Source organism: Chromobacterium violaceum ATCC 12472 (genome assembly GCF_000007705.1).
GTDB lineage: Bacteria > Pseudomonadota > Gammaproteobacteria > Burkholderiales > Chromobacteriaceae > Chromobacterium > Chromobacterium violaceum.
Window position 1 is genome coordinate 2,278,107 of the sequence record NC_005085.1, and the last position, 23,385, is coordinate 2,301,491.

A 23,385-nucleotide genomic window follows, 5' to 3' on the forward strand; every position below is an offset into this window, starting at 1 on the left:
GCTAGGGTCCCAATGTTCCTATATCGCTGATATTAGAACATTTTTCCCCTTTTGATAAGGTTTTTTCCTGTCTAGTCGAACAGTACCAGTTGCAACATGCGCTGGGCCAGCGCATCCACGTCGAGCTCGCCGTCGCGTCGATACCATTGCACGGTCCAGTGCAGGCTGCCCAGCAGCGTGCGGCGCAGCAAACGGGTGTCCCGCTTGACCAGGCCGGCGTCGGCGGCCTCGTCCAGCACCTGCTGCCACAGCGTCTCGTAGCGGTCGCGCAGCACCACCAGTCCGGGTTTGGCGGATTCCGACACGCTGCGCCATTCGTACAGCATCACTTCCAGCGCCGCCTGGTTGTCTCCCAGCAGGGAGTTCAGATGAACGCGGAACAGGGCGGCGAGCTTGTCGCGGATGTCGGGCGCGGCGTCCAGCGCGGCGGCGAGCTGCTCGGTGGTGCTGGTGATGCCCAGCGCCATCACCGCCACCAGGATTTCTTCCTTGGTGCGGAAATGGTAGAACAGGCTGCCGGACTGCATGCCGACGGCGTTGCCCAGGTCGCGCACGGTGGTGCGTTCGTAGCCCTGGTCGCGGAACAGGATGGCGGCGGCGCGGACCAGCTCCATGCGCCGGCCATTTTCCTCGGGGGGGCGGGTGGGTTCCACTGGGCTCATGTCAATCCTGTGCGATGGGGACAAGCGAGGGGAGTAGTCGTTGCGCGGCCTGCCACACTAACTCCGGCTGCATTTTTTCCAGGCAGTCGGTGTGGCCGTACGGGCAGCTGCGCTCGAAACAGGGGCTGCAATCCAGATTCAGCGACACGATCTCTGCCCGTTGCGACAGCGGCGGAGTGAAGTCGGGGCTGGAGGAGCCGTACAGGGCCACCAACGGTTTGTCGAGCGCGGCGGCGACGTGCATCAGTCCCGAATCGTTGCATACGGCCAGCTTGGCCAGGCCCATCAGGTCTATCGCTTCGTCCAGCCCGGTGGCGCCGCACAGATTGACGGCGGCGTCGCCGGCCAGCCGAGCGATGTCGTCGCCGATCTGCTTGTCCTTGGGCGAGCCGAACAGCCACACCGCATAGCCGGCGGCCTGGAAGCGCTTGGCCAGCTCGGCGAAGTGGCGGGCGGGCCAGCGCTTGGCCGGGCCGTATTCCGCGCCGGGGCAGAAGGCGACGATGGGGCGCGAGACATCCAGGCCCAGCTTGGCCGCAGCCTGTCGCTGGACCGCCGGGGTGGCGATCAGCTGCGGGTTGGGAATGGGGCGCGGCAGCGGCTGCTTGCGGTCTTCCGCCAGCGCGCAGAAGCGCTCCACCATCATCGGCAGTTCCTGCTCGTCCAGCTCGCGGGCATCGTTGAGCAGGCCATAGCGGGATTCGCCGAGAAAGCCGGTGCGCAGCGGAATGCGGGCGAACAGCGGAATCAGCGCCGACTTCAGCGAGTTGGGCAGCACGATCACCTGGTCGAAACGTTCGCGCGCCAGGTGGCGGGCCACTTTCCAGCGCTCGACCAGGCGCAGCGCGCCGTGGCCGAAGGGGTTGAGGTGGGACTGGGCCACTTCCGGCATCCGGGCCAGCAGCGGCAGGGTCCACGCCGGCGCGAACACGTGCAGTTCCAGTCCGGGGTGGCGCTGGTGCAGGCGGCGGTACAGCGGCTGGGCCATCACGCTGTCACCGACCCAGGAGGGGCCGATGACCAGGATTTTCTTCTTCATTGGGTATTTCCGGTTCCAAACCCAAGCCGGCTGGCCAGCGCGGCTTGGGTTTGGCTGCGGGAATCAAAAAAGGTGTGGCCCGCGCCACACCCTTTGCCGTCGCGGCCGGCCGCGGGATCAGTGATGGTGGCCGACGGGGCCGACCAGCTTGTACTTGGTGCCGCAGTACGGGCAGAGGGACTCGCCGGTCTTGTGCACCGGCAGGTAGACGCGCGGGTGGGAGTTCCACGCTTTCATGTCCGGCATCGGGCAGTGCAGCGGCAGGTCGTGCTGGGTGACTTCGATATAGCGTTCGGTGTTTTCTTTCTGTTCTGCCATGGTCATTCCTTGTTGCGGCAAGCGGGTGTCCGAAATGCATTGCCAGCAGGCCGGCGGAACCGGTCGCTGCTGGCGCGCAGTGCGGATATTACCCGTTTTATTTCACGTATGTGAGCCAGTGTTCGTGTTCGGCGTCCAGACCCTTGACGATATTGAAGTAGCGCTTCTGGATTTCCGCGGTGATCGGGCCGCGGCTGCCGGCGCCGATCGGGCGGCGGTCCAGCTCGCGGATCGGGGTCACCTCGGCGGCGGTGCCGGTGAAGAAGGCCTCGTCGGCGCTGTAGACCTCGTCGCGGGTGATGCGCTTCTCGATCAGCTCCAGGCCCATCTCCTTGGCGATCTGCACCACGGTGTCGCGGGTGATGCCTTCCAGCGCGCTGGTCAGGTCCGGAGTATAAAGCTTGCCCTTGCGCACGATGAAGATGTTTTCGCCCGAGCCTTCGGCGACGAAGCCGTCCACGTCCAGCAGCAGCGCCTCGTCGTAGCCGTCGGCGGTGGCCTCGTTGTTGGCCAGGATGGAGTTCATGTAGTTGCCGTTGGCCTTGGCCTTGCACATGGTGATGTTGACGTGGTGGCGGGTGAAGGAGCTGGTCTTCACGCGGATGCCTTTCTCCAGGCCTTCTTCGCCCAGGTAGGCGCCCCAGGGCCAGGCAGCCACGATCACGCGCACGTCGTTCTTCATCGGCGCCACGCCCAGCTTGCCGGAGCCGTAGAAGGCCATCGGACGGAAGTAGCAGGATTTCAGGCCGTTGGCCTTGACCACGTCCAGGTGGGCCTGGTTGATGTCTTCCGGAGTGAAGGGCAGGGCGATGCCCAGAATCTTGGCGGAGCGGAACAGGCGCTCGGTATGGTCCTGCAGGCGGAAGATGGCCGGACCCTTCGGCGTTTCGTAGGCGCGCACGCCTTCGAACACGCCCATGCCGTAGTGCAGGGTGTGGGTCAGCACATGAGTGGTGGCGTCGCGCCAGTCCACCAGCTTGCCGTCATACCAGATATATCCGTCGCGATCAGCCATCGACATCTCGGTCTTCTCCTGTGTTGTGCTTGGTGTGGCGGCGGTGCGCGGCAAGGCGCCCGCCGCCGTGTTGATGGACCAGTGTATACCGCGGCCGGCGGACTTGTGAACCCGGGATCAGGAAAAATCGAGCGCTTGCTCGAAAACTTGTCGCCACAACTCGCGGCCGCGCGCATAGGCCGTCCGCAGCGATTCGTCGACTTCCACGGTTTTCCTGTCGTTGAGACGCGCAGAATGCTGCAGCCGGCGGTACAGCCGGTAGGCGGCGCGGGCGTCTTCGGCCAGTCGGCGGTCTATCAGCCCAGCCTCGGCCGCCACCGCCAGCAGCGCGATGTTGCCGGTGTTGCCGGTGAGGGCGGGCAAGGTCTTGGCGTGGGCCAGGATCAGGTACTGGACGATGAATTCGATGTCTATGATGCCGCCGCGGGCGTTTTTCACGTCGCCGTCGTGGGCAGGATGCGAGTCCAGCATGCGCTGGCGCATCGCCATCACTTCATCGCGCAGCTTGGCCGGATCGCGTTCCAGCGTCAGGATGGCGTGGCGTTCGGCCTCGAATTGCGAGCCGATGCCGGCGTCGCCGGCGACGAAGCGGGCGCGGGTCAGCGCCTGGTGCTCCCAGACCCAGGCCTGGTTTTCCTGGTACTGGCGGAAGGCGGAGATGGAGCTGACCAAGAGGCCGCTGGAGCCGTTGGGCCGCAGCCGCAGGTCGATGTCGTACAGCACGCCGGCCGCGGTGGCGCTGGTCAGCCAGGTGGACAGCTTGCGCGCCAGCCGGGAATACAGATCGGGGGCGTCGGGGTGCTCGTCGTCGTAGAGGAAGATGATGTCCAGGTCGGACGCGTAGCCCAGCTCCTTGCCGCCCAGCTTGCCGTAGCCTATCACCGCGAAACGGGGCGTCTCGCAATGGCGCGACGGGATGTCCCGCCAGGCATGGCGCACGGCCGCGGCCAGGACCAGGTCGGCCAGCCGCGACAGTTCGTCGGACAGCGCTTCCAGCGTCCACATGCCGGCCAGGTCCTGGGCGACCAGGCGGAAGGTCTGCGCGTGCTGGAAGTGCCGCAGCGCGTCCATCTTGGCCTCGACGTCGCCGTCGGCCTGCGCCAGCTGCGTCTCCAGTTGGGCGGCCAGCAGCGGCCAGTCGGGCGCGGCGTACAGCATGCGCGCGTCCAGCAGTTCGTCCAGCAGGATGGGGTGTCGGCTGAGGTAGGCCGACACCCAGGCGCTGGACGAGTACAACGAGGCCAGCCGCTGCAGCGTCTGCGGGTATTCGGTGAGCAGCGCCAGGTAGGAGGCCCGCCGGCTGATCGCTTCCATCAGGCCGATGATGCGCGACAGCGTGTCGTCGGCGTTGGGAAAGCGCGCGGCCACTTCGATCAGCGCCGGCATCAGCGCATCCAGTTGCTTGCGGCCGGCCAGCGGCATCTGCAGGTAGCGCTGGCTTTGTGCCAGCCCGGTGAGCTGGCGGGCGACGGCGGCCGGATCGGCGTAGCCGAGCTCCGCCAGCCGGGTTTCGGGACTCTGTTCCGCCACGTCCAGCCAGAGCTCGGACAAGGGGTGGCTGGCGCTGTCCTCGCTGGGCAGGATGAACACCTGCTCGAAGTGGCGGCTGACCTTGCGCCGCACCTCGTTCAGCGCGTCGAGAAAGGCCGGCCAGTCGGCGTGGCCCATGCTGGCTGCGATTTTTTGCCGTGTTTCCGGCGCTTCCGGCAGGGTTTGCGTCTGCTGGTCGTCCAGGTACTGCAGCCGGTGCTCCAGATTGCGCAGGAAGGCGTAGGACGCTTGCAGCTCGGCCACCGCGGCCGGCTCCAGCAGCCGCAGCGCGGCCAGCCGCTCCAGCGTGGCGCGGGTGCCGCGCAGCTGCAAGGTGCGGTCGCGGCCGCCGCGGATCAGCTGGAACACCTGGGCGATGAACTCGGCTTCACGAATGCCGCCGGGGCCCAGCTTGATGTTGTCGGCCATGTCGCGACGCGCCACCTCGCGGCGGATCTGCGCGTGCAGTCCGCGCATCGCGCCGTAGGCGTTGTAGTCGAGGTATTTGCGGTAGACGAAAGGGCGGACCAGTTGCGCCAGGCCGTCGGCGTCGCCGGTGATGGCCTTGGCCTTGATCCAGGCGTAGCGTTCCCATTCCCGCCCCTGGCTGAGCAGGTAATTCTCCAGCGCGGCGAAGCTCATCACCAGCGGGCCGGAATCGCCGTAGGGGCGCAGCCGCATGTCGACCCGGAATACCTGGCCGTCGGCGGTGGCGTCGTTGAGCAGGGCGATCAGCCGCTTGCCCACCTGGGTGAAGTACTCGTGGTTGCTGATCTTGCGCGCGCCGTCGGTTTCGCCGCCTTCAGGGTAGATGAAGATCAGGTCGATATCGGAGCTGACGTTGAGTTCGCCGCCGCCCAGCTTGCCCATCCCGATCACGATCAGCTGCTGCGGCTCGCCGCTGTCCTCGCCTATCGGCCGGCCGTATTGCGGCAGTGACGCGGCGGCGCAGGCCAGCGCCTGGCGTACGGCGAATTCGGCCAGCTGGCTGATGGTGGACACCACCTCGTCCAGCGTCGCCAGGCTTTCCAGGTCGCGGCAGATCAGCCGCGCCACCACCGCTTGCCGCAGGCGGCGCAGGGCCGGCGCCAGCGCTTCGGGCGCATCCAGCGCCGGCCAGTCGGCGAATGCCTGCATATCCTCAAGCGAAAAGGGATGATGAAGGGATTGCTCCAGCCGCTGCCGCTCCTCGGGACGCGCGGTCAAGAGACGGTGCAAGTATTGGGAAAACTCGCAACTGCGGGCAATGGCAGCGCTCGTGTTTGCTGGCATAATAGCTCCGGACGGCTTGGCGCGGCCCACCGCGCCGGGGGCGGCTGCGGCCGGTTTCGCGCCGTGTTTTTCCTAACGCCATTGTAACGGTTTGCCATTGTTGAAAAAGCCCTCGTCGCCGTTGTCCCATATCCACGTCCTGCGCGTGCTCAAGCGCAGCCTGCTGGTGCTGGCCGTGTCGCTGTTCACGGCCTGCGCGCTGGTGTCCGCCGCGTTCGCGGCCTTCACGTTCTGGCTGCTGCCCAATCTCGATCAATACCGCCCGCGGCTGGAGCAGAGCCTGTCCGGCGCGCTCGGCCACCGCGTCAGCATCAGCCGCCTGAGCGGCCACTGGCAGGATGTGGCGCCCCAATTCGAGCTGTCAGGCGTATCCATCGCCAATCCCGTGTCGGGGCAGGCGCTGACGCTCAGCCGCGTCACGGTGCAGCCGTCCTGGACTTCGCTGTGGTCCTGGGAGGTGCGTCTGGCCATGCGCGTCGACGGCCCGGCGGTGGAGCTGCGCCGCAGCGTGGGCGGCACCATCTATCTGAACGGTTTCGATCTGACCAGCGGCCCGTCGAGCGACAACGCCCTGGGCAACTGGCTGCTGCGGCAACCCTCGCTGGAGATCCGCAATGCGCGCTTGAGCTGGGAGGACGAGAGGCTGGGCCTGCCGCGGCTGGACTTGCGGCAGGGATCGCTGACGCTGGAGCGCAATCTGCTTGGGCACAGAGTGCAGCTGTCCGGCGTGCCGGCGGCCACGCTGGGCAAGGGCTTCCAGTTGAGCGCCAACTGGCGCGGCGACGATATCAACGGCTGGCCGCAATGGTCGGGCTCGGTCAAGGTGGCGCTCAACGGCGCGCGCGCCGACATCTGGTCGCGCTATATGCGCGAAATGGGCGTGCTGCATCGGGGGGAGGGCGACGGCACGCTGGAGATGTCATTCTCCGACGGCAGCGTCAGCAGCCTGCAGGCCGACGTCAGCGTGCGCGACGCCGCCTATACGCCGCCCAGCGCGCGCGAACTGGTGCTGCCGCAGCTGCAGGGCAAGCTGCAGCTGGACAGGCAGTTCAGCGGCAGCTACAAGATAGCCGCCAGCGAGCTGACCTTGGCCAGTTCGACCGGCCTCGCCTTCGACAAATCGTCGATCAAGGGGCAATGGCAGCCAGGAGCCAAGGGCGGCGGGGAACTGACGCTGGACAACGTCGATGTCGGCCACTTGACGCCCTTCATCCACGCGCTGGGCGTGGATGCCAATCCGCTGTTCGCGCGCTTTTCGCCGCGCGGGGCGCTGCACGACGTGACCCTGGCCTGGAAGGGGCCGGTGGAGTCGCCAGCCAGCTTTTCCGTGAAGAGCCGTTTCGAGGCGCTGGGCTGGCAGCCGTTCGCCGATCTGCCCGGCGTCGCCGGCGCCGCCGGGCGCATCGAGTTCAGCGAGACCGGCGGACGGCTGGCGCTGGATACCGGCAAGGCCGAGGTCGTTTATCCGGCGGTTTTCGCCCAGGCGCTGCCCTTTGACCATCTGTCTGCAGACGTAAGCTGGAAGCAGCAGGGATCGAAACTGGACATCGCGTTGCGCAAGGTGGCGTTCGCCAATGCCGATTTGAGCGGGGAGCTGAGCGGCAGTTACCGCCGTTCGGGAGAAGGCGCGGGCAGCGTGGACCTGAGCGCCGGCATCGCGCAGATCAAGGCGGCCCGCGTGGCGGCCTATCTGCCGCGCCATGTCGGCGAACATACCTCCAGCTGGCTGCGGCAGGGGCTGCAGGACGGCATCGCGCGCAACGTGAGAATGAAGCTGGCGGGCAATCTGGACCAATTCCCCTTTCCCGGCGGCAAGGACGGCGAGTTCCTGGTCGAGGCCGACATCGAAAAAGCGCGGCTGTCGTATCAGCAAGGCTGGCCCACGATAGACGACATCGACGCCAGGCTGCGCTTCCACAATGAGGGCATGCAGGTGCTGGCGCAGCGGGCGAGCACGGTGGGCGTGCCCTTGAGGCAGGTGACGGCGGTTATCGACCAGCTGGGCGCCGACGTGCCCTGGCTGAAGATAGACGGCCAGGTAGAGGACAGGCTGGACCGGATGCTGGCGTTCACCGTCAAGAGTCCCGTGGATGGCATGCTGGGCGGCTTCACCGGGCGCATCCGCGCCGGCGGCCCGGCGTCCTTGAAGCTGAAGCTGGAGGTGCCGCTGGCTGGCAAGGATTCCACCCGTGTGCGCGGCGATCTGGATTTCCAGCGCAATGTGTTGAGACTGGGCGGCTTGCCCTTGCCGGAGCTGGATGCGGTGCAGGGCCGGCTGACTTTCACCGAGCGCGGCGTGGACAGCAAGGGCTTGCAGCTGAAGGCTTTCGGCGGCCCCTTCCGCCTGACCGCCCATACCGGCGCCGACAAGAGAATGCGCTTCGATGTTTCCGGCGACGCGGACGGCAGGACGCTGCTGCAGCAATACCTGCCGCCGCTCGCCCCCCTGGCCGGCGGGCATTCCCGTTTCGAAGGGCAGTTCGTGATCCGGGACGGGCTGGAGAGCCTGCTGCTGTCGTCCAGCCTGCAGGGTTTGTCGCTGGACGCGCCCAAGCCGTTCGGCAAGCCGGCCGCCGCCGCTCAGCCGCTGCAGTTGCAGCTGAGGCCGGCGCCGCCGCGCTTTCCCGGCGCGATGAGGCTGGAATTCCAGCTGGCGGATGCGCTGGCCGGGCGCCTGCGGCTGGGCGAGGACGGCGAGCTGCAATCCGGCGCTTTGGGCATCGGGCGCCAGCCCGGCGAGCTTCCCGCGAACGGGCTGGCCTTGCGGCTGCAGCAGCCGCGCATCGATCTCGACGAGTGGCTGCCCTGGGTCTCGCGGCTGGATGGCGGCAAGGATGGGGCGCATGGCAACGCGCCATTGACGGTGGATGTGGATACGCCGGAATTGTCCGCCGCGGGCTTCTCGCTGCACCAAGTCAGCGCCAAGGTGTCACATAGAGGACAAGGCGCGCAATGGAGCGCGCAGCTGCGTTCGCGCGAGGCGATAGGGCAGATCGACTACCTGGCAGACGGCGCCGGCCAACTGCAAGCCGACCTGAGCCGGCTGGCGCTCAGCTGGCCGCTGCGCGCGGAAGGCGGGTCGGCGCCATCGTCGCTGAAACAGCAACTGCCGGCGATGAAGGTGCATATCGGCGAGTTGCTGCTGCAAAACCGCAGCATCGGCCAGGTGGACATGATGGCGCGCCGCAGCGGCAGCGTCTGGCGCATGGATCCGCTGAAGCTGGCCGCGCCGGAGGGCACGCTGACCGGCAGCGTGCAGGTGGACGAGCAGGGCGCCGGCCGCGTCGACAGCCGCTTCTCGCTGGACGTGGCCAATGCCGGCAAGCTGCTGGCCCGTTTCGGGCAGGGCGACGTGTTCCGCAACGGGCAGGGCCGGCTGTCGGGGCAGCTGAGCTGGCCGGGCGGCTTGAGCGATCTGGACGCCGCCCATCTGTCCGGACAGATGGAGCTCGATTTCAAGAACGGCCGTTTCGCCAAGGTGGACCCCGGCGCGGCGCGGCTGCTGGGCGCGCTCAGCTTGCAATCCTTGCCTCGTCGGATACGTCTGGATTTCACCGACGTCTTCAGCGACGGCTTCGCCTTTGATACCCTGCAGGGGAAGGCCAGCGTGCATGATGGCGTCTTCCGGTCTGACAGGGTGGAGATGAAGAGTCCGTCGGCCGAGGTCAATATCGCAGGCAGCGTGGACCTGGCGAGCGAGACGCAGGCGCTGAAGGTGAAAGTGGTGCCGCACGTGGCCGAGAGCGTGGCGCTGGCGGCGGGCGCGGCTCTGCTCAATCCGGTGGTGGGCATCGCCACGCTGGCCGCGCAGAAAGTGCTGCAAGACCCGGTGGGCAAGATATTGTCGCTTGAGTACGAGGTGAGCGGTTCGTTGAAGGATCCGCAGGTGAAGCGGGTGAACGTCGGCGATCCGGTCCAGATCAAGGGGAAGAAGCCATGAAGCAGAAGTTTGTCGCCGCAGCCGTGCAGATGGTTTCCGGTTGCGGCCTGGAGGCCAACCTGGCCCGCGCCGACCAGCTGCTGGGAGAGGCCGCCGCGCGCGGCGCCGGCCTGGCGGTGTTGCCGGAGTATTTTTGCCTGATGGGCGCGAAGGAAACCGACAAGGTAGCCATCCGCGAACCGTTCGGCGGCGGCCCCATCCAGCAGGCGCTGTCGGAGATGGCGCGCCGCCATGGCCTGTGGCTGCTGGGCGGCACCGTGCCGCTTGTCTGCGAGGAAGAGGGCAAGGTGTTCAACAGCAGCCTGCTCTACAATCCGCAGGGAGAGGTGGCGGCCCGCTACGACAAGATCCACCTGTTCGGTTTCACCGGCCAGGGAGAAAGTTATTGCGAGTCCAACACCATACGCCCGGGCGTGACGCCGACCAAGGCGGAAACGCCGCTGGGCGACATCGCTTTCGGCATCTGCTACGACCTGCGCTTCCCGGAGCTGTTCCGCATGCTGGCGCCGGTCGACCTGCTGATCTTGCCGGCGGCCTTCACCGCCACCACCGGCGAAGCGCACTGGGAGCCGCTGCTGCGGGCCCGGGCAATAGAAAACCAGTGTTACCTGATTGCCTCCGCGCAGGGCGGAAGGCATGAAAACGGCCGGCAGACGCACGGCCACTCGATGATCATCGACCCGTGGGGGCGCATTCTCGCCGAACTGCCGAGCGGCGAGGGCGTCATCACCGCCGAGATCGATCCCGAATGGACGGATTCGGTGCGGAGCCGCCTGCCGGCTCTGGCGCACCGGGTCATACGCTGAAAGAGAATATGCAAGACGCCTTCACCATCGCAGACGAACTGCTGCTCAAGCCCTACGGCCTGGACGAGGCCGCGCTGGAGCGCACGCTGTCGCATATGCGCCATCACGCCGTTGACTACGCCGACCTTTACTTCCAGTACACCCGCAACGAGGGCTGGCATCTGGAAGAGGGCATCGTCAAGTCCGGCAGCTTCAGCATCGATCAGGGTGTCGGCGTGCGCGCCGTCGCCGGAGACAAGACGGCCTTCGCCTATTCCGACGCCATCAACCAGGATGCGCTCACCCGCGCGGCCGAGGCGGTGCGCGCGATCGGCAATGCCGGCGGCGACGGCAGCGCCGGCGCGGTGGAAAAGCGCAGGCCGCAGTCGCTGTACCCGGCCATCGACCCCTGTCACAGCCTGGAGGCCGCCGCCAAGGTGGCGCTGCTGGAAAAGGTGGAAAAGCTGGCCAAGGCGATAGACCCGCGCGTGATTCAGGTGATGGCCGGCCTGGCGATGGAGTACGACGTGGTCTACGTCGCGCGCCATGACGGCGTGCGCGCCGCCGACGTGAGGCCGCTGGTGCGGATGTCGGTGTCGGTGATCGCCGAACAGAACGGCCGCCGCGAGCAGGGCGCGTCCGGCGGCGGCGGCCGCTTCGACCTCGCCTATTTCGACGACGCGGTGGTGGAACGCTATGTGCGCGAGGCGGTCAAGCAGGCGCTGGTGAATCTGGAATCCCGCCCGGCGCCGGCGGGCCAGATGACCGTGGTGCTGGGGCCGGGCTGGCCGGGCGTGCTGCTGCACGAGGCGATCGGCCATGGCCTGGAAGGCGATTTCAACCGCAAGGGCACCTCGGCCTTCTCCGGCAAGATGGGCGAACGCGTGGCGGCGCCGGGCGTGACGGTGGTGGACGATGGCGTGATGGGCGGCCGCCGCGGCGCGCTGGCCATCGACGACGAGGGCAACGCCACCCAGCGCACCGTGCTGATCGAGGACGGCATCCTCAAGGGCTATATGCAGGACGCGATGAATTCGCGGCTGATGCAGGTGGCGCCCACCGGTAACGGCCGCCGCGAGTCGTACGCCAGCATTCCGATGCCGCGGATGACCAATACCTACATGCTGGCCGGCGAGCGCGATCCGCAGGAAATCATCGCCTCGGTCAAGGATGGCCTGTACGCGGTGAATTTCGGCGGCGGGCAGGTGGACATCACCAGCGGCAAGTTCGTGTTCTCGGCGTCGGAAGCCTGGCGCATCGAAAATGGCAAGCTGACCTACCCGGTCAAGGGCGCCACGCTGATCGGCAGCGGCCCCGAGGTGCTGAACTACGTGTCGATGATAGGCAACGACCTGGCCCTGGACCAGGGCGTGGGCGTGTGCGGCAAGGAAGGGCAAAGCGTGCCGGTCGGCGTCGGCCAGCCGACGCTGCGCATAGACGGCGGGCTGACCGTCGGCGGCACGGGCGGCTGATTGTTGTCTGCCGCGGCCGGGCAGCAGCCCGGCCGTTTCACATCAAAGCGGGATGCCTTGCGTCTCGAGCGCGAGCGCCAGCCTGTCCAGGCCAATGCCGAAGCCCGCGCCTTCGCGTAGGCGCCGCCGCCCATCCCTGTTTCTGCGCGCCCATTTCCGGCACGCGCATTTCGAATCCCTCGCCGTTCAGGTAGCAGCTGAGTCCGCGCCGAGCCGCGCTGTCGAGCGGATAGCGCAGCCCCAGGCTGTCCAGAAAACCCTGGCAGAGCTGCCGGCTCATGCGGCTGGCCGGCAGCCAGGTCATCACTCAGATATTCGAAGCCCAGTGGGGTGAATTCCCGATAACGGCCGGCTTGCGGCCGCTCATAACGGTAACCGCGCGCGACGTAGAAGAATTTGGCTTCGCGCCGGCCATCCAGAAATTCAGTGGCTCTTCCCTGAAACAGCGCGCTGGCTTCCGGCATCAGGCAGCAGGCGCGGCCCTGGCGGTCAGGGAAAGCCCACATCTGCCCCAGTATCCCGCTGCCGCCGGCCTTGGAGCCGAAAGTGTCCTGTCCCCATAAGCGGGGAGAATGGCTTCTTACGCGCCCGCGTCAATGAAGCCGGCTCCGGAAACGGCTCTCCAGTTGACGAAGAGCGGCGGCCTCGCGGCCGCTGACGATGTCGGTGTCTCGGATCATGTTCATTGCTTTCCTTTCTGGATAGGCGCTGAGCGCGCGACAAATGAAATAAGGCGCCTTGCGGCTCCTTTGGGCAGGCCGCGGTGGCGATGGTTTTGGAAAATCTTCATGCTTTCGGCATTCTTGTGGCCGGGCATGGGGGGCAAGCTTTGAATCGATTCATTCTTAAAGACAGGCTTGTTCGGCCAGGAGGGGGCGAATCTGATCCTGGTCAAAAAAATGATGATCTCGTCATCTTAGGCTGATCGGGCGGCTTTGGCAGCAGAAGGGCCGCGTCTCAACCAAAACAAGATTGGACTACGTGATGAGCAAGATGCATAACATGATTCTGGCGGCCGGCGCGTGCGCGCTGGCATTGGGCATACCCTCGACCGCGGGCGCGGTCACCATCACGCCGCCAGGCGCTGGCGGCGCGCCGATCCCCTTCTCCGCGGTGGGGCCGGCTGTGGTCGGCAAGTCGGGCGTGGACGTCGATTGCACCGCGGTGTTCAGCGGCACGGTGGACGGCGCCGGCAACATCCTGATCACCAGCGCCGCGTTCAAAGGCATTCCGGTGTGCCGGATGATCAAGGCCAGCGCCACGCCGGCTACCCCGTGGGTGGGGAAAGTGACCTCGCTCAACCGGCTGACGATCGACCAGGTGATGGTCAACGTCAACACGCCCATTCTGGGCGGGCAGTGCGGCCCGAGCCTGGTGGGCGGACAGATAGCCGACAGCGGCAGCGAGACCACGATCTCCCTGTCCGCCGCGCCGCTGGCCGGCGGCTGCGCGATTTCCGCCACGCTGACGACCACCCCGTACATGCATGTGACGCCCTGAGCGCAATCCAGGAGTATTCCAGCGGCGTCAGGCGCATGCGGCGCCGCTTTGGCGAGCCTCCGGCTGTTGCGGTATCGAGTCGTGCGCGCGCCAGCGCTGGCGCGAGGCGCGCAGCGCGTATGCGCGGCGGTAGGCGGTGGGCGTCAGCCCGGTCTGCCTTCGGAACAGCCGGCGGAAGGCGCTTGGGTCGTCGTAGCCGCACTGCTCCATGATGCCGGCCAGATCGAGCGTGGTGACTTCCAGCAGCAGTTTGGCGCGCTCCACCCTCAGCTTGTGCAGATAATCCAGCGGCGTCATGTCCGCCACCTCGCGGAAATGGCGCAGCAGGGTACGGCTGCTGACGGCCGCCGCCGCGGCTGCCAGATCCAGGCTGTAAGGTTCGGCGACATGCTGTTCCAGCCAACGGCGGGCCTTGAACACCACGCTGTCGCGGGTTGGCGTGCTCAGCGCCGGCAGCGTCTGCGCCGATTGTTCGAAACGCGCCGGCAGGTACAACAGGCCGTTGGTACAGCGCTGCGCCAGCTCGTCTCCGGCAAAATGTCGGACCAACTCCAGCAGCAGCTCGGTGGAGGAGGCTGGCGCGCCGCTGCAATAGATGCCGTGATCCTGGGTGACCGGCCTGTCCATCAGCAGATGCACTCGCGGATGATTGCTGGAGAACCAGCCGGCGATCATCCAGCTGATGGTGGCGTTGCGTCCGTCCAGGATGCCGGCGCGGGCCAGCAAGGCCGCGCCGTTGTAATTGGTGGCGATGACGTCGCCCGCGGCATGGCGGCGGGCGATCATTTGCTGCGCTTTGCCGGATTGATCCAGCAGTTGCTTCAACTGAGGAACGCTATCCATGTCCAGGCCGGGCACCAGCAGCGCGGAGAGCGCGGCCTGAGGACGAGCGGGGGAGGCGGGCAGCCATGCCGGCAGGGGCAGCTCCTCGCCGTCGCTGTCCAGCAGCCGCCAGCTGAATGGCGGAGTTTTGCTGCGAGGGTGGCGCAGATGCCACAGTTTGTTGGCGGCATGCAGCACGTCTATCGCGGAAAACAGCGTTCCGGCGAGGCAATTCGGCAGGCAAAGCAGGTCTATGCAGGCGTTCATGGCAGTCTGCCCTGGCGGTATCCGCTTTAACCTTGGCGAAATCGGCTCGTAAAATCAAGTTCAAATGCATTTCATATTTTGATTTACTATGCCGAATGTCTTTTCGGCGTCTTGATGTTTGTCAAGTCCGCTCGATTCGATGCCTGGCCAAATCGGCTTGGCGAATGGCGATTCTCGCTCCTTATCGCCGCGTCCGTCCTTCATAGACTGGGATCAAAGCGGCGTCCCGACTGGTCAGCCCGTTGCGACGCCGTCCTTCCCACCGCATGGAAACGGAGCCGACGCATGTCCAATCTGCCAGGGGTCATCCCCGCCATCCAACAGCACGAAGAGCAGTTCATCGCCATCCGGCACAGCATCCACGCGCACCCCGAGCTGGGTTTCGAGGAGGTTTCCACCAGCAAGCTGGTGGCAGAGTCGTTGCGGGCCTGGGGTTATGAGGTAGCCGCTGGAATCGGAGGCACCGGCGTGGTGGGACGGCTGCGTTGCGGTACGGGCGAGCGCCGGCTGGGCATACGCGCCGACATGGATGCTTTGCCGATACATGAGGAAACCGGGTTGCCTTACGCCAGCAAGCTGCCTGGCAAGATGCACGCCTGCGGCCACGATGGCCATACCGCCATCCTGCTGGCGGCGGCGCGCCATCTGGCGGAGACCCGGCAGTTCGACGGCACGCTGAATCTCATTTTCCAGCCGGCGGAAGAAGGACAGGGCGGCGCGGCGCGCATGATGGCCGAGGGCCTGTTCGAACGCTTTCCCTGCGACGCGGTGTTCGCATTGCACAACGGTCCCACGCTGCCGGTAGGCAGCTTCATCGTCCAGCCAGGCGTGCTGGCGGCATCGGCCGACATCGTCAGCATCAAGTTGACCGGCAAGGGTGGCCATGGCGGCATGCCTCACACCTGCGTAGATCCCATCGTGGCGATGGCCTCCATCATCCTGTCTTTGCAGACCATCGTGTCGCGTAACCTGCCGCCGGACCAGCCGGCGGTGGTCTCCATCGGCTCCGCGCAGGCGGGCAGCGCCAGCAACGTGATTCCCGACTGCGCTCGGCTGGAGCTGACGGTGCGTACCTACAGCCCCGCCATCCAGCAGCAGATAGAAGGCCGGCTGCGCGAGTTGGTCAGCCTGCAGGCGCAGAGCTTCGGCGTGGGGGCTGAGATCGAATGGACGCCGGTGACGCGGGTGCTGGTCAATACGCCGGAAGAAACGCGCATCGCCAGGGAGGTGGCGGAGGGCATGGTCGGAGCGCAGGCCATCGTGCCGCTGCCGGCCGGCGCGATGGGAGGAGACGATTTCTCCTGGATGCTGGAAAAGGTGCCTGGCTGCTACGTGGTGCTGGGCAATGGCGTGGGCAGCAAGGGCGGCTGCATGATTCATAACCCCGGGTACGACTTCAACGACGAGATCCTCAGTCTCGGGGCCAGTTACTGGGTAAAGCTGGCCGAAGCATTTCTGCGTTAGCAGGGCAGCGCGGCGCCGGGGGCGCCGCGACGATGATAAGAATGGGGAGATGGTCAGATGAAGAAGATCCGCAGATGCGAACCTCTGCTGCTGATGCTGCTGGCCGGCGCAGGACACGCGGGGGAGATCACGGTCAGCACCCTGCCTTCCGGCTTGGGAGACGGGCACCGTTTCGATCTGGGTAGCTGGAAGCTGGAGACCAAGGGGGCGATGGCGATAGGCAGCGTGTACCGGACGGAAAATCCCAACGACGCGTTCACCAGCCATGCCAATGCGATGGATGCTCAGAACGACGGCGATCTCAACTACCGGCGCGGCGACCTGGTGTCCGAATCGTGGCAGGGCTATGCGCAGGGCGACCTGCGTCGCGGAGACGGCGGCGTGTTCGTCAGCGCCAAGGCCTGGTACGACTACGGCCTGATCCACCGCCCGGTGCCGCACGGACACGCGCCCAACCGCTACGTCCCAGGCGCGCCGCTGAGCGACGACAAGTTCACCCAGCTGGGGCGCTTCAGCGGCGCGGCGCTGGACGATGCCTACGTCTACGGCGATTACCGCCTGGGCGATGCCTCGCTGCTGCTGCGGATGGGACAGCAAGTGATCCCCTGGATCACGCCCACCACGATACTGGGCGGCATCCAGCAGGTGAATGCGATGGATTTCAACGCGCTGGGCCGCTCCGGCACCATCCCGGAAATGGTCAATATTCCGACGCCGGCCTTCTATGCCAAGCTGAAGGCCACGCCCAAGCTGACGGTGGATGGGTATTACCAGTTCAAGTTCGCGCCCAACGCCTATCCGGCCTGCGGCACTTTCTATTCCGGCAGCGACTACGCCCAGCCCGGCTGCGACGCGCTGACGCTGAACGGCACGCTGCTCAGCAAGTTGCTTCGACGCAATGTCGTCACCACCGACCAGCAGTCGCTTGCGAATCCGCTGGACTACATCCGGCGGGCGCCGGACGACAGGCCGTATGGCGGCGAGTTCGGATTCAGCCTCAGTTATCTGTTCGACAATATCGGCCTGCTGGGACTGTTCTATTCCAACCAGACCAGCATGATGAGCTTCAACCAGATGATGCGCTCCGGTCCCGGAATTTTCCTGCCTGCCGCGGCCAATCAGGGCAAGGCCATTCCTGTCGGCATCGCCGGCCAGTTCTTGCGCGCTTATCCGGACAATATCCACATGTACGGGGTGAATTTCCGCACCCGTTTGCCGGATGGCACCGGGGTGTACAGCGAGTTCACCTATCGGCCCAACCAGCCGGTGGCGTGGAACGGCGCCGACTTCCTGTACGGCGTGCTGGCCGGAACCGGACCGCTGGGGTATCTGGCCGCGACGCCGTCCGGCTATCTGGCGCGCGGCTACGACACCTTCGGCAGCAGCCAGTTCAACCTGGGCGCGTCCAAGGCGCTGGGACGCTGGTTGGGCGGGGAGGCCAGGCTGTCGGCCGAGGCGGCCGTCAAGCATCTGTCCGGGCTGCCGGACGCCTACGCGATGCGCTACGGCCGCGTCGGTTTCGGCCAGGCGCCCAGCGCGTCCTCTCCCTCCTGTAACGGCTCGGGTCCGAGCTGCGCGCTGGACGGCTTCGTGACCGCCAACGCCTGGGGCTGGCGCGCCAAGCTGGAACAGCATTATTACGGCGCGCTGCCCGGTCTGGATTTGATGCCGTCGCTGGCGCTGGCCTACGACGTCAAGGGCTATTCCCACGATGGGCAGTTCATGGAGGGGCGGCGCAGCGCGCTGTGGCGGCTGCAGGCGGAATACAGGAAGCGCTATCAGTTCGAGCTGCTGTATCTGAAAACGGCCGGGGGCGATTACAACACCCTGCAGGACCGCAGCCTGGCGATGGTCAGCGCCGGCATCAAGTTCTGATGCGCCAGATTCAGGCAGGCCTGCAAGTTAATCAAATTGAATGGTCAGCTTATCTTCAATATGCATTGAATGATCCGTGCAAATACTAGGCCGGTTTTTTATGCTGGATTCCACCCTCTGTTAGGCGCTATGACCAGATTGTCCGGATATGTGATTGCCGCGGCGCCGGGGGTTCCCTTGGGCGCGCGAGCGCGATCACCGGGGAGGGCGGCAGATGGGCGAGGTTTCCATTCAGGCGGGCGTGCCCGCCAATGTTTTTCGCACCGGAGGGCGGATCCGCCTGGTGGACCGGCAGCGGCTTTTCGGCCATGCGGCGGTGACCATCTGGCTGACCGGGCTGAGCGGCGCGGGCAAGTCCACCATCGCCTATGAACTGGAGGCGAGGCTGGTGCGCGGCGGTTTCTCCGCCGTGGTGCTGGACGGGGACAATCTGCGCCACGGCATCAACCGCAACCTGGGTTTCACCGATGCCGACCGCCGGGAAAATCTGCGCCGGGTGGCCGAGGTGGCGAGGCTGATGAACGATGCCGGGCTGATCGTGATCTGTTCCTGCATTTCTCCGCTGCGCATCGACCGCGAAATGGCGCGCGACATCGTCGGCGAACGCCATTTCGCCGAGGTTTACGTCAGCACGCCGCTGGCGGTGTGCGAGCAGCGCGATTGCAAGGGTCTGTACGCGAAGGCGCGCTCGGGACAGATCGCCCATTTCACCGGCGTGTCCTCGCCGTACGAAGCGCCCGAGCAGGCCGCGCTGGCGCTGGACACCAGCGCGCTGAGCGTGGATGAATGCGTGGACAGGCTGTTCGGCATGGTGCTGCGCTGTTGCAGCCCGGCGGCGATGGAGGGAGGCATCGGCCATGAATACCATATCTGAGGAAAGCCGGCCTGTGCCGGCGCTGATGATTCCGCTGCGGCGCTGCGGCAGCCACGCGCTGAGGCTTCGGCTCAATTTCAATACCGACTTCTATTCGCCGTATCCGCTGCACATCGTCGATTTCATGCCCTTGCTTCCGCTCTACGGCGACCTGTCCGAAGACCGCAACTATTTTCAGCTGGTAGTGGACGTAGTAGGGTTGCAGGCGGTCAGCATGGTGAAGTGGCCGGACGTGGTATTCGATCCGGTGGAAATCTTAGAAGCGCTGGCGGGCCAGCCGCGCAGCGTGCACAAGGTGGCCTGGGAGCTTCTGTTGCGAGCGGGCGAGCGCCACCGCGCCCGGGTGGTGATGGACAAGTCGCTGGACAATGTCCACTACGCGGCGGACCTGCTGGATCTGTTTCCGCAGATGCGCTTCCTCAACGTGGTGCGTGATCCGCGCGCCCAGGTGGCGTCGATCAACCGCGCCATCATCCATGACTTCGACACCATCCTCAACGCGCGCACCTGGCTGGCCGCCTACCAGGCGGCGGACCGTCTGCTGGCCGAGCATCCGGACAAGGTGCTGACCATACGTTACGAGGATTTCCTGACCGATCAACAGATGGTGCTGCGCCAGGTGTGCGATTTCTTCGGCATCGCCTTCATGCCGCAGATGCTCGACATCCGCAGCTCAGCCGAAGCGGCGCAGATCGCGCAACGCTCGGCGCTGTGGTCGTCCAACCACTTCCCACCCATCATCGCTCATGCCGACAAGTTCAAGCAGCAGCTGTCCATGCGCGAGATCGAGATCATAGAAACCGCCTGCCGGCCTTATATGGAGCGCTACGGCTACACGCTGCTGACGGAGGCTGCGCTGCCGCTGGACGAGAACATGGTCGTCGAGGCGGAGGCGCGCTCGCGGCAAGGCCGTCAGCAGGCGTGGGATGATCTGAAGCAACGGAATTATCGCGACTACATTCTGCGGCAATGCCGGGCGGACTACCTGGCCGGCCTGCGGCAGCGCCTGCAGAGAGAGCCGCTGGCCGGGGCGCCCAGGCAGGTGGCGCTGGCCGGCTAGGGAAAGGGGGCATGGCGGGGGCACGGCCTGTTTTGTTTGTAAATTTCTCTATTGACAGAAATTTCGGAAATTACTATCTTCCAGATCATGGAACTGACACCTGTAAGCCAAAGATTCGTACTGCACTGGGGCGAGATGGGCACCCGCTGGGGCGTCAACCGCACCGTCGCCCAGATTCACGCCTTACTGTTCATCAGCGGCCGCGCGATGTGCGCGGAAGAGCTGGCGGAGACGCTGAACGTCGCCCGCTCCAATGTCAGCAACAGTCTGAAGGAGCTGCAAGGCTGGAAACTGATCCGCAATGTCCATGTGCTCGGCGACCGCCGCGATCATTTCGAAACCTCGGGAGACGTGTGGGAGCTGTTCCGCATCATCGTCGCCGAGCGGCAGCGGCGCGAGATCGAACCGACGCTGCAGGTGCTGCGCGAATGCATGGAGAGTCCTGAGTTCAAGCTGGAGAGCCCGCTGGCGCAGCAAAGGATACGTAATACCTGGCAATTCATGGACACCTTGACCGCGTGGACGCGGGAAATGCTGCGCCTGTCCACGGCTACGCTGAGCAAGGTGCTGAAAATGGGCGCCGGCATCCAGAAGCTGCTGGGCCGGGGCAAGCCGGATGCCGACGAGTGAGCTGCTGAGGTGCAGGGTTCCGAGAGGGCGCTGGCGCGGATGCGAACGATGGCCAGCCGTCTTGGCTGGCATGAGGATTTTTTTGACCATTAATTTCTGTTTTGACAGAAATTTCAGAAATAAAGGAGATTGCCATGAGCGGATTCATCATCGTCATGATTCTGGTGCCGGCGCTGTGCGGCTTGTTGTGCTGGTTTTTGCTGGCCGATCCCTTGCGGCAAGTCACGCTAGCCTTGTGCGAGAGCGGAGAGGGTACGCCGTTCTGGAGCCGGGCTTTTCTGTTGCTGATACTGGCCACGCCATTGTTGACCGTGTTGCTGCTGGCGCCCGAGCACGCGTCGGCCTCCCTGTGGCTGGATATACGCGAAATCTTGAAGTGGGCGCTGATCGGCGTGGTGGCGCAGCTGTTGGTGCTGGTGCGGCTGGTGTGGCGCCAGGTGGCTTTCAGCCGGCCCAAGGCGGCGGGAACCGCCATCGCCGATCATGCCGGAGCGCCGCAATGAAGATATTGCTACTGGGCGGCAACGGGTTTATCGGCCGGAGGCTGGCCGCCAGGCTGATCGAGGCGGGACATGAGCTGTCGGCCCCGTCCCGCGTCGAATTGGATCTGGCGCGTCCGAATCAGGACTGGGCGGCTTGGGTGGATGGAGTGGATGCCGTCGCCAATCTGGCCGGCGCGTTCCGGCAGGGGCGAGCCGGCGGGTTCGAAGCCATTCACCATGCCGGCCCATTGCGCCTGGCTGCATTGGCGAGGGCGCATGGCGTCCGGCGTTGGGTGCAGTTGTCGGCCTTGGGCGCCGCAGCGCATGCCGGCGCGCCGTTCCTGTCCAGCAAGGGCAGAGGCGATGCCGCTCTGCTGGATTGTGGCATGGAGGCTGTCGTCGCCCGGCCCTCGTTGATATACGGCGCGGACGGCGCCAGCAGCCGCTTGTTGTTGCGTCTGGCTCGCCTGCCATTCTGGCTGTTGCCGGAAGGCGGCGGACAACGCATCCAGCCGGTAGCGGCGGCCGACGTGGCCGAGGGGCTGCAGCGCTTGATCGAAGGCGATGCGCGCGGCGTGATCGACTTCGTCGGAGCGGCGGAAGCGTCTCTGGCCGATTATCTGCGGCAATTGAGGCGTTTGCAGGGCGTGGGTGGCGCAGCCTGGTTATGCCCTGTGCCGGCTTGGCTGGCGGCCGGATTGGCCGCCGCTTGCGGATGCTGGCCCGGCAGTCTGTTGAATCGAGACAGCTTGCGCATGCTGCGCCAGGGCTCGACAGCGGACCCGGCCGCTTTCGCCGCGCTGCTTGGCCGCCAGCCGCTGTCGTTCAGGCAATTCGGGGAGGTCGCATGAAAGTTTCGCGGCGAATGGTGGAGCTGTCCCTGGCCGCGCTGTGGCTGTGGAGCGGCTTGCAGCCGCCGTTGACGGTTTGGAGCGAATCGATCGCCATGTTGGCGCGGCTGGGTTTGCCGCAGGCTGCGCTGGCGCCGTTGTTCCTGCTTTCCTGCGCGCTGGATGTCGCGTACGCGGTCTGGATCGTCTGGCGGCCCTCGGCGTTGGGGTGGCGGCTGCAGGCGCTGACCGTGTTGTTTTACAGCGCAGCGGTGGCGGTGGCCTTGCCGGAGAACTGGCTGCATCCGTTCGCGCCGCTGGTCAAGAATTTGCCCATTCTGGCGATGCTGCTGTGGCTGGGCGCCAATCGGGAGGAAAAATCATGAGTGCCTATTTGATCGTCAAGACCCTGCACATTCTGTCCGCCACACTGATGGTGGGCACCGGACTCGGCTCCGCCTTTTACATGTTCTTCGCCAACCGCGGCGGCAAGGTGGCGGCGCAGGCAGAGGTGGCCCGCTTGGTGGTGCGGGCCGATTGGTGGTTCACCACGCCGGCGGTGATTTTCCAGCCCTTGTCTGGCTTGTGGCTGGCGCATCAGGGGGGGTGGCCATTGAGCCAATCCTGGATTGTTTGTGAAGCGCGGCGCGAAAACTGAGCGCCATTTTGCGCGATAAATTGGATTGGTCAATTTTGCAGCATCTGCAACAGAATTGCATTTTAAGGGGCCTCTTGGCCCCTTTGCTGTTTCACGAAGCTTGTCACCAGTTGCGGATGATCAGCTCGCCCTTCCTCTCCTTGCTGCGGCCGCCACCTCCAACGCTGTAGTTTATGTCCACCCTATCGATGGCCAGCCCATCGAACGCCTGTCGCATTTCCGGGATGTCGTTGACCGAAATGATCATGTTCCCCTTCATGCTCCTGGCCAACTCAGCCATTCGCTGGTACTGATGCAGTCCGAACTCAACACCATATCCTTCGGTACCCCAATACGGAGGATCGCAGTAGACCAGCGTGTGCTCACGGTCGTACTTCTTGATGCAGTCTGCCCAGTCCAGGTTTTCGATATATGTCCGGGACAACCTCAAATGCGCAGCCGACAAGTCTTCCTCCATGCGCAGCAGGTTTAACCGGGGCGGGCTGGTGGTCGACGTGCCGAGCGTCTGTCCCTCGACCTTGCCTCCAAACGCTAACCGTTGAAGGTAAAAGAACCTGGCAGCTCTTTGGATATCCGTCAGCGTCTCTTCCGGTGTGATCTGGAGCCACTTGAAAATTTGCCGTGACGAGAGCGCCCATTTGAACTGCCGCACAAACTCTTCTAAGTGATGGCGTACAACCCTGTACAGATTGACGAGCTCCCCGTTCACGTCGTTCAGCACTTCGGCTTTTGCAGGCTCCTTCAGGAAGTACAACGCCGCGGCACCACAGAATGGTTCCACGTAGCACGTGTGTTCAGGAAACAGCGGCAGGATATGTTTTGCCAAGCGGCGCTTGCCGCCAATCCAGGGCACGATGGGAGATGCTGGGATTTGTAACATCTGCAAGGCT

The 23,385-nt window shown here is 65.3% G+C and carries 19 protein-coding genes and 1 pseudogene; 13 read left to right on the forward strand and 7 right to left on the reverse strand.

Annotated features, from left to right (window positions below):
* Positions 1–71: 71 nt before the first annotated feature.
* The 5 genes from CV_RS10220 to glnE all read right to left on the reverse strand — a co-directional run bounded on the left by CV_RS10220 (position 72) and on the right by glnE (position 5,836).
* Entirely contained in the window at positions 72–662 is a 591-nt protein-coding gene (locus tag CV_RS10220) for a TetR/AcrR family transcriptional regulator (protein WP_043596016.1), read from the reverse strand.
* A 1-nt stretch (position 663) separates the two neighbouring features.
* Positions 664–1,701 carry a lipopolysaccharide heptosyltransferase II gene (waaF, locus tag CV_RS10225; RefSeq protein ID WP_011135640.1) on the reverse strand — a complete coding sequence of 346 codons (1,038 nt, stop codon included), beginning with the start codon at positions 1,699–1,701 and terminating at the stop codon, positions 664–666.
* A 117-nt stretch (positions 1,702–1,818) separates the two neighbouring features.
* On the reverse strand, positions 1,819–2,019 hold the full coding sequence (locus tag CV_RS10230; protein WP_043596019.1) for a zinc-finger domain-containing protein: 201 nt from the start codon (positions 2,017–2,019) through the stop codon (positions 1,819–1,821).
* A gap of 97 nt (positions 2,020–2,116) precedes the next feature.
* Positions 2,117–3,040 (reverse strand): branched-chain amino acid transaminase, encoded by a 924-nt coding sequence (locus CV_RS10235; protein WP_011135642.1) that lies wholly within the window; start codon positions 3,038–3,040, stop codon positions 2,117–2,119.
* Between the two features lie 111 nt (positions 3,041–3,151).
* Entirely contained in the window at positions 3,152–5,836 is a 2,685-nt protein-coding gene (glnE, locus tag CV_RS10240) for a bifunctional [glutamate--ammonia ligase]-adenylyl-L-tyrosine phosphorylase/[glutamate--ammonia-ligase] adenylyltransferase (protein ID WP_011135643.1), read from the reverse strand.
* Between the two features lie 100 nt (positions 5,837–5,936).
* Here glnE and CV_RS10245 point away from each other — a divergent pair, with 100 nt between their 5' ends.
* From CV_RS10245 to CV_RS10265, 4 genes are all read left to right on the forward strand, one after another.
* A complete protein-coding gene (locus CV_RS10245; RefSeq protein ID WP_158303313.1) occupies positions 5,937–9,776 on the forward strand; it encodes a YhdP family protein in 3,840 nt (1,279 codons plus the stop codon).
* Positions 9,773–10,582, forward strand: coding sequence for a carbon-nitrogen hydrolase family protein (locus tag CV_RS10250; protein WP_011135645.1), 810 nt, complete (start codon positions 9,773–9,775; stop codon positions 10,580–10,582). Before CV_RS10245 ends, CV_RS10250 begins: the two co-directional genes overlap by 4 nt.
* A gap of 8 nt (positions 10,583–10,590) precedes the next feature.
* Positions 10,591–12,033, forward strand: a complete 1,443-nt coding sequence (gene tldD / locus CV_RS10255; protein WP_011135646.1) for a metalloprotease TldD — start codon at positions 10,591–10,593, stop codon at positions 12,031–12,033.
* A 984-nt stretch (positions 12,034–13,017) separates the two neighbouring features.
* Positions 13,018–13,533, forward strand: coding sequence for a hypothetical protein (locus CV_RS10265; RefSeq protein ID WP_139791256.1), 516 nt, complete (start codon positions 13,018–13,020; stop codon positions 13,531–13,533).
* Positions 13,534–13,560: 27 nt separating this feature from the next.
* On the opposite strand, the gene CV_RS10270 is transcribed toward CV_RS10265, so the two are convergent.
* Entirely contained in the window at positions 13,561–14,622 is a 1,062-nt protein-coding gene (locus CV_RS10270) for a GlxA family transcriptional regulator (RefSeq protein WP_011135649.1), read from the reverse strand.
* A gap of 285 nt (positions 14,623–14,907) precedes the next feature.
* Here CV_RS10270 and CV_RS10275 point away from each other — a divergent pair, with 285 nt between their 5' ends.
* The 9 genes and pseudogenes from CV_RS10275 to CV_RS10315 all read left to right on the forward strand — a co-directional run.
* Positions 14,908–16,086, forward strand: coding sequence for a M20 aminoacylase family protein (locus CV_RS10275; RefSeq protein WP_011135650.1), 1,179 nt, complete (start codon positions 14,908–14,910; stop codon positions 16,084–16,086).
* A 57-nt stretch (positions 16,087–16,143) separates the two neighbouring features.
* A complete protein-coding gene (locus CV_RS10280; protein WP_011135651.1) occupies positions 16,144–17,961 on the forward strand; it encodes a DUF1302 domain-containing protein in 1,818 nt (605 codons plus the stop codon).
* A 214-nt stretch (positions 17,962–18,175) separates the two neighbouring features.
* Positions 18,176–18,835: an adenylyl-sulfate kinase gene (cysC, locus tag CV_RS10285; RefSeq protein WP_011135652.1), complete on the forward strand. Its 660-nt coding sequence runs from the start codon at positions 18,176–18,178 to the stop codon at positions 18,833–18,835.
* Positions 18,819–19,895, forward strand: coding sequence for a sulfotransferase family protein (locus tag CV_RS10290; protein ID WP_011135653.1), 1,077 nt, complete (start codon positions 18,819–18,821; stop codon positions 19,893–19,895). The genes cysC and CV_RS10290 overlap by 17 nt, the downstream gene beginning before the upstream one ends.
* Positions 19,896–19,982: 87 nt before the next feature.
* On the forward strand, positions 19,983–20,525 hold the full coding sequence (locus CV_RS10295; RefSeq protein WP_043596020.1) for a GbsR/MarR family transcriptional regulator: 543 nt from the start codon (positions 19,983–19,985) through the stop codon (positions 20,523–20,525).
* 134 nt (positions 20,526–20,659) lie between these two features.
* Positions 20,660–21,028, forward strand: coding sequence for a hypothetical protein (locus tag CV_RS23795; RefSeq protein ID WP_011135655.1), 369 nt, complete (start codon positions 20,660–20,662; stop codon positions 21,026–21,028).
* Complete coding sequence (locus CV_RS23800) at positions 21,025–21,858, forward strand: complex I NDUFA9 subunit family protein (RefSeq protein ID WP_011135656.1); 834 nt, start codon at positions 21,025–21,027, stop codon at positions 21,856–21,858. Before CV_RS23795 ends, CV_RS23800 begins: the two co-directional genes overlap by 4 nt.
* A complete protein-coding gene (locus CV_RS10310) occupies positions 21,855–22,223 on the forward strand; it encodes a DoxX-like family protein (protein ID WP_011135657.1) in 369 nt (122 codons plus the stop codon). Before CV_RS23800 ends, CV_RS10310 begins: the two co-directional genes overlap by 4 nt.
* Positions 22,220–22,468, forward strand: a pseudogene (locus tag CV_RS10315) (DUF2269 family protein); the annotation flags it as partial. The gene CV_RS10310 and the pseudogene CV_RS10315, both read left to right, overlap by 4 nt.
* A gap of 130 nt (positions 22,469–22,598) precedes the next feature.
* On the opposite strand, the gene CV_RS10320 reads toward CV_RS10315, so the two are convergent.
* Entirely contained in the window at positions 22,599–23,375 is a 777-nt protein-coding gene (locus CV_RS10320; protein WP_011135659.1) for a DNA adenine methylase, read from the reverse strand.
* Between the last annotated feature and the right edge of the window lie 10 nt (positions 23,376–23,385).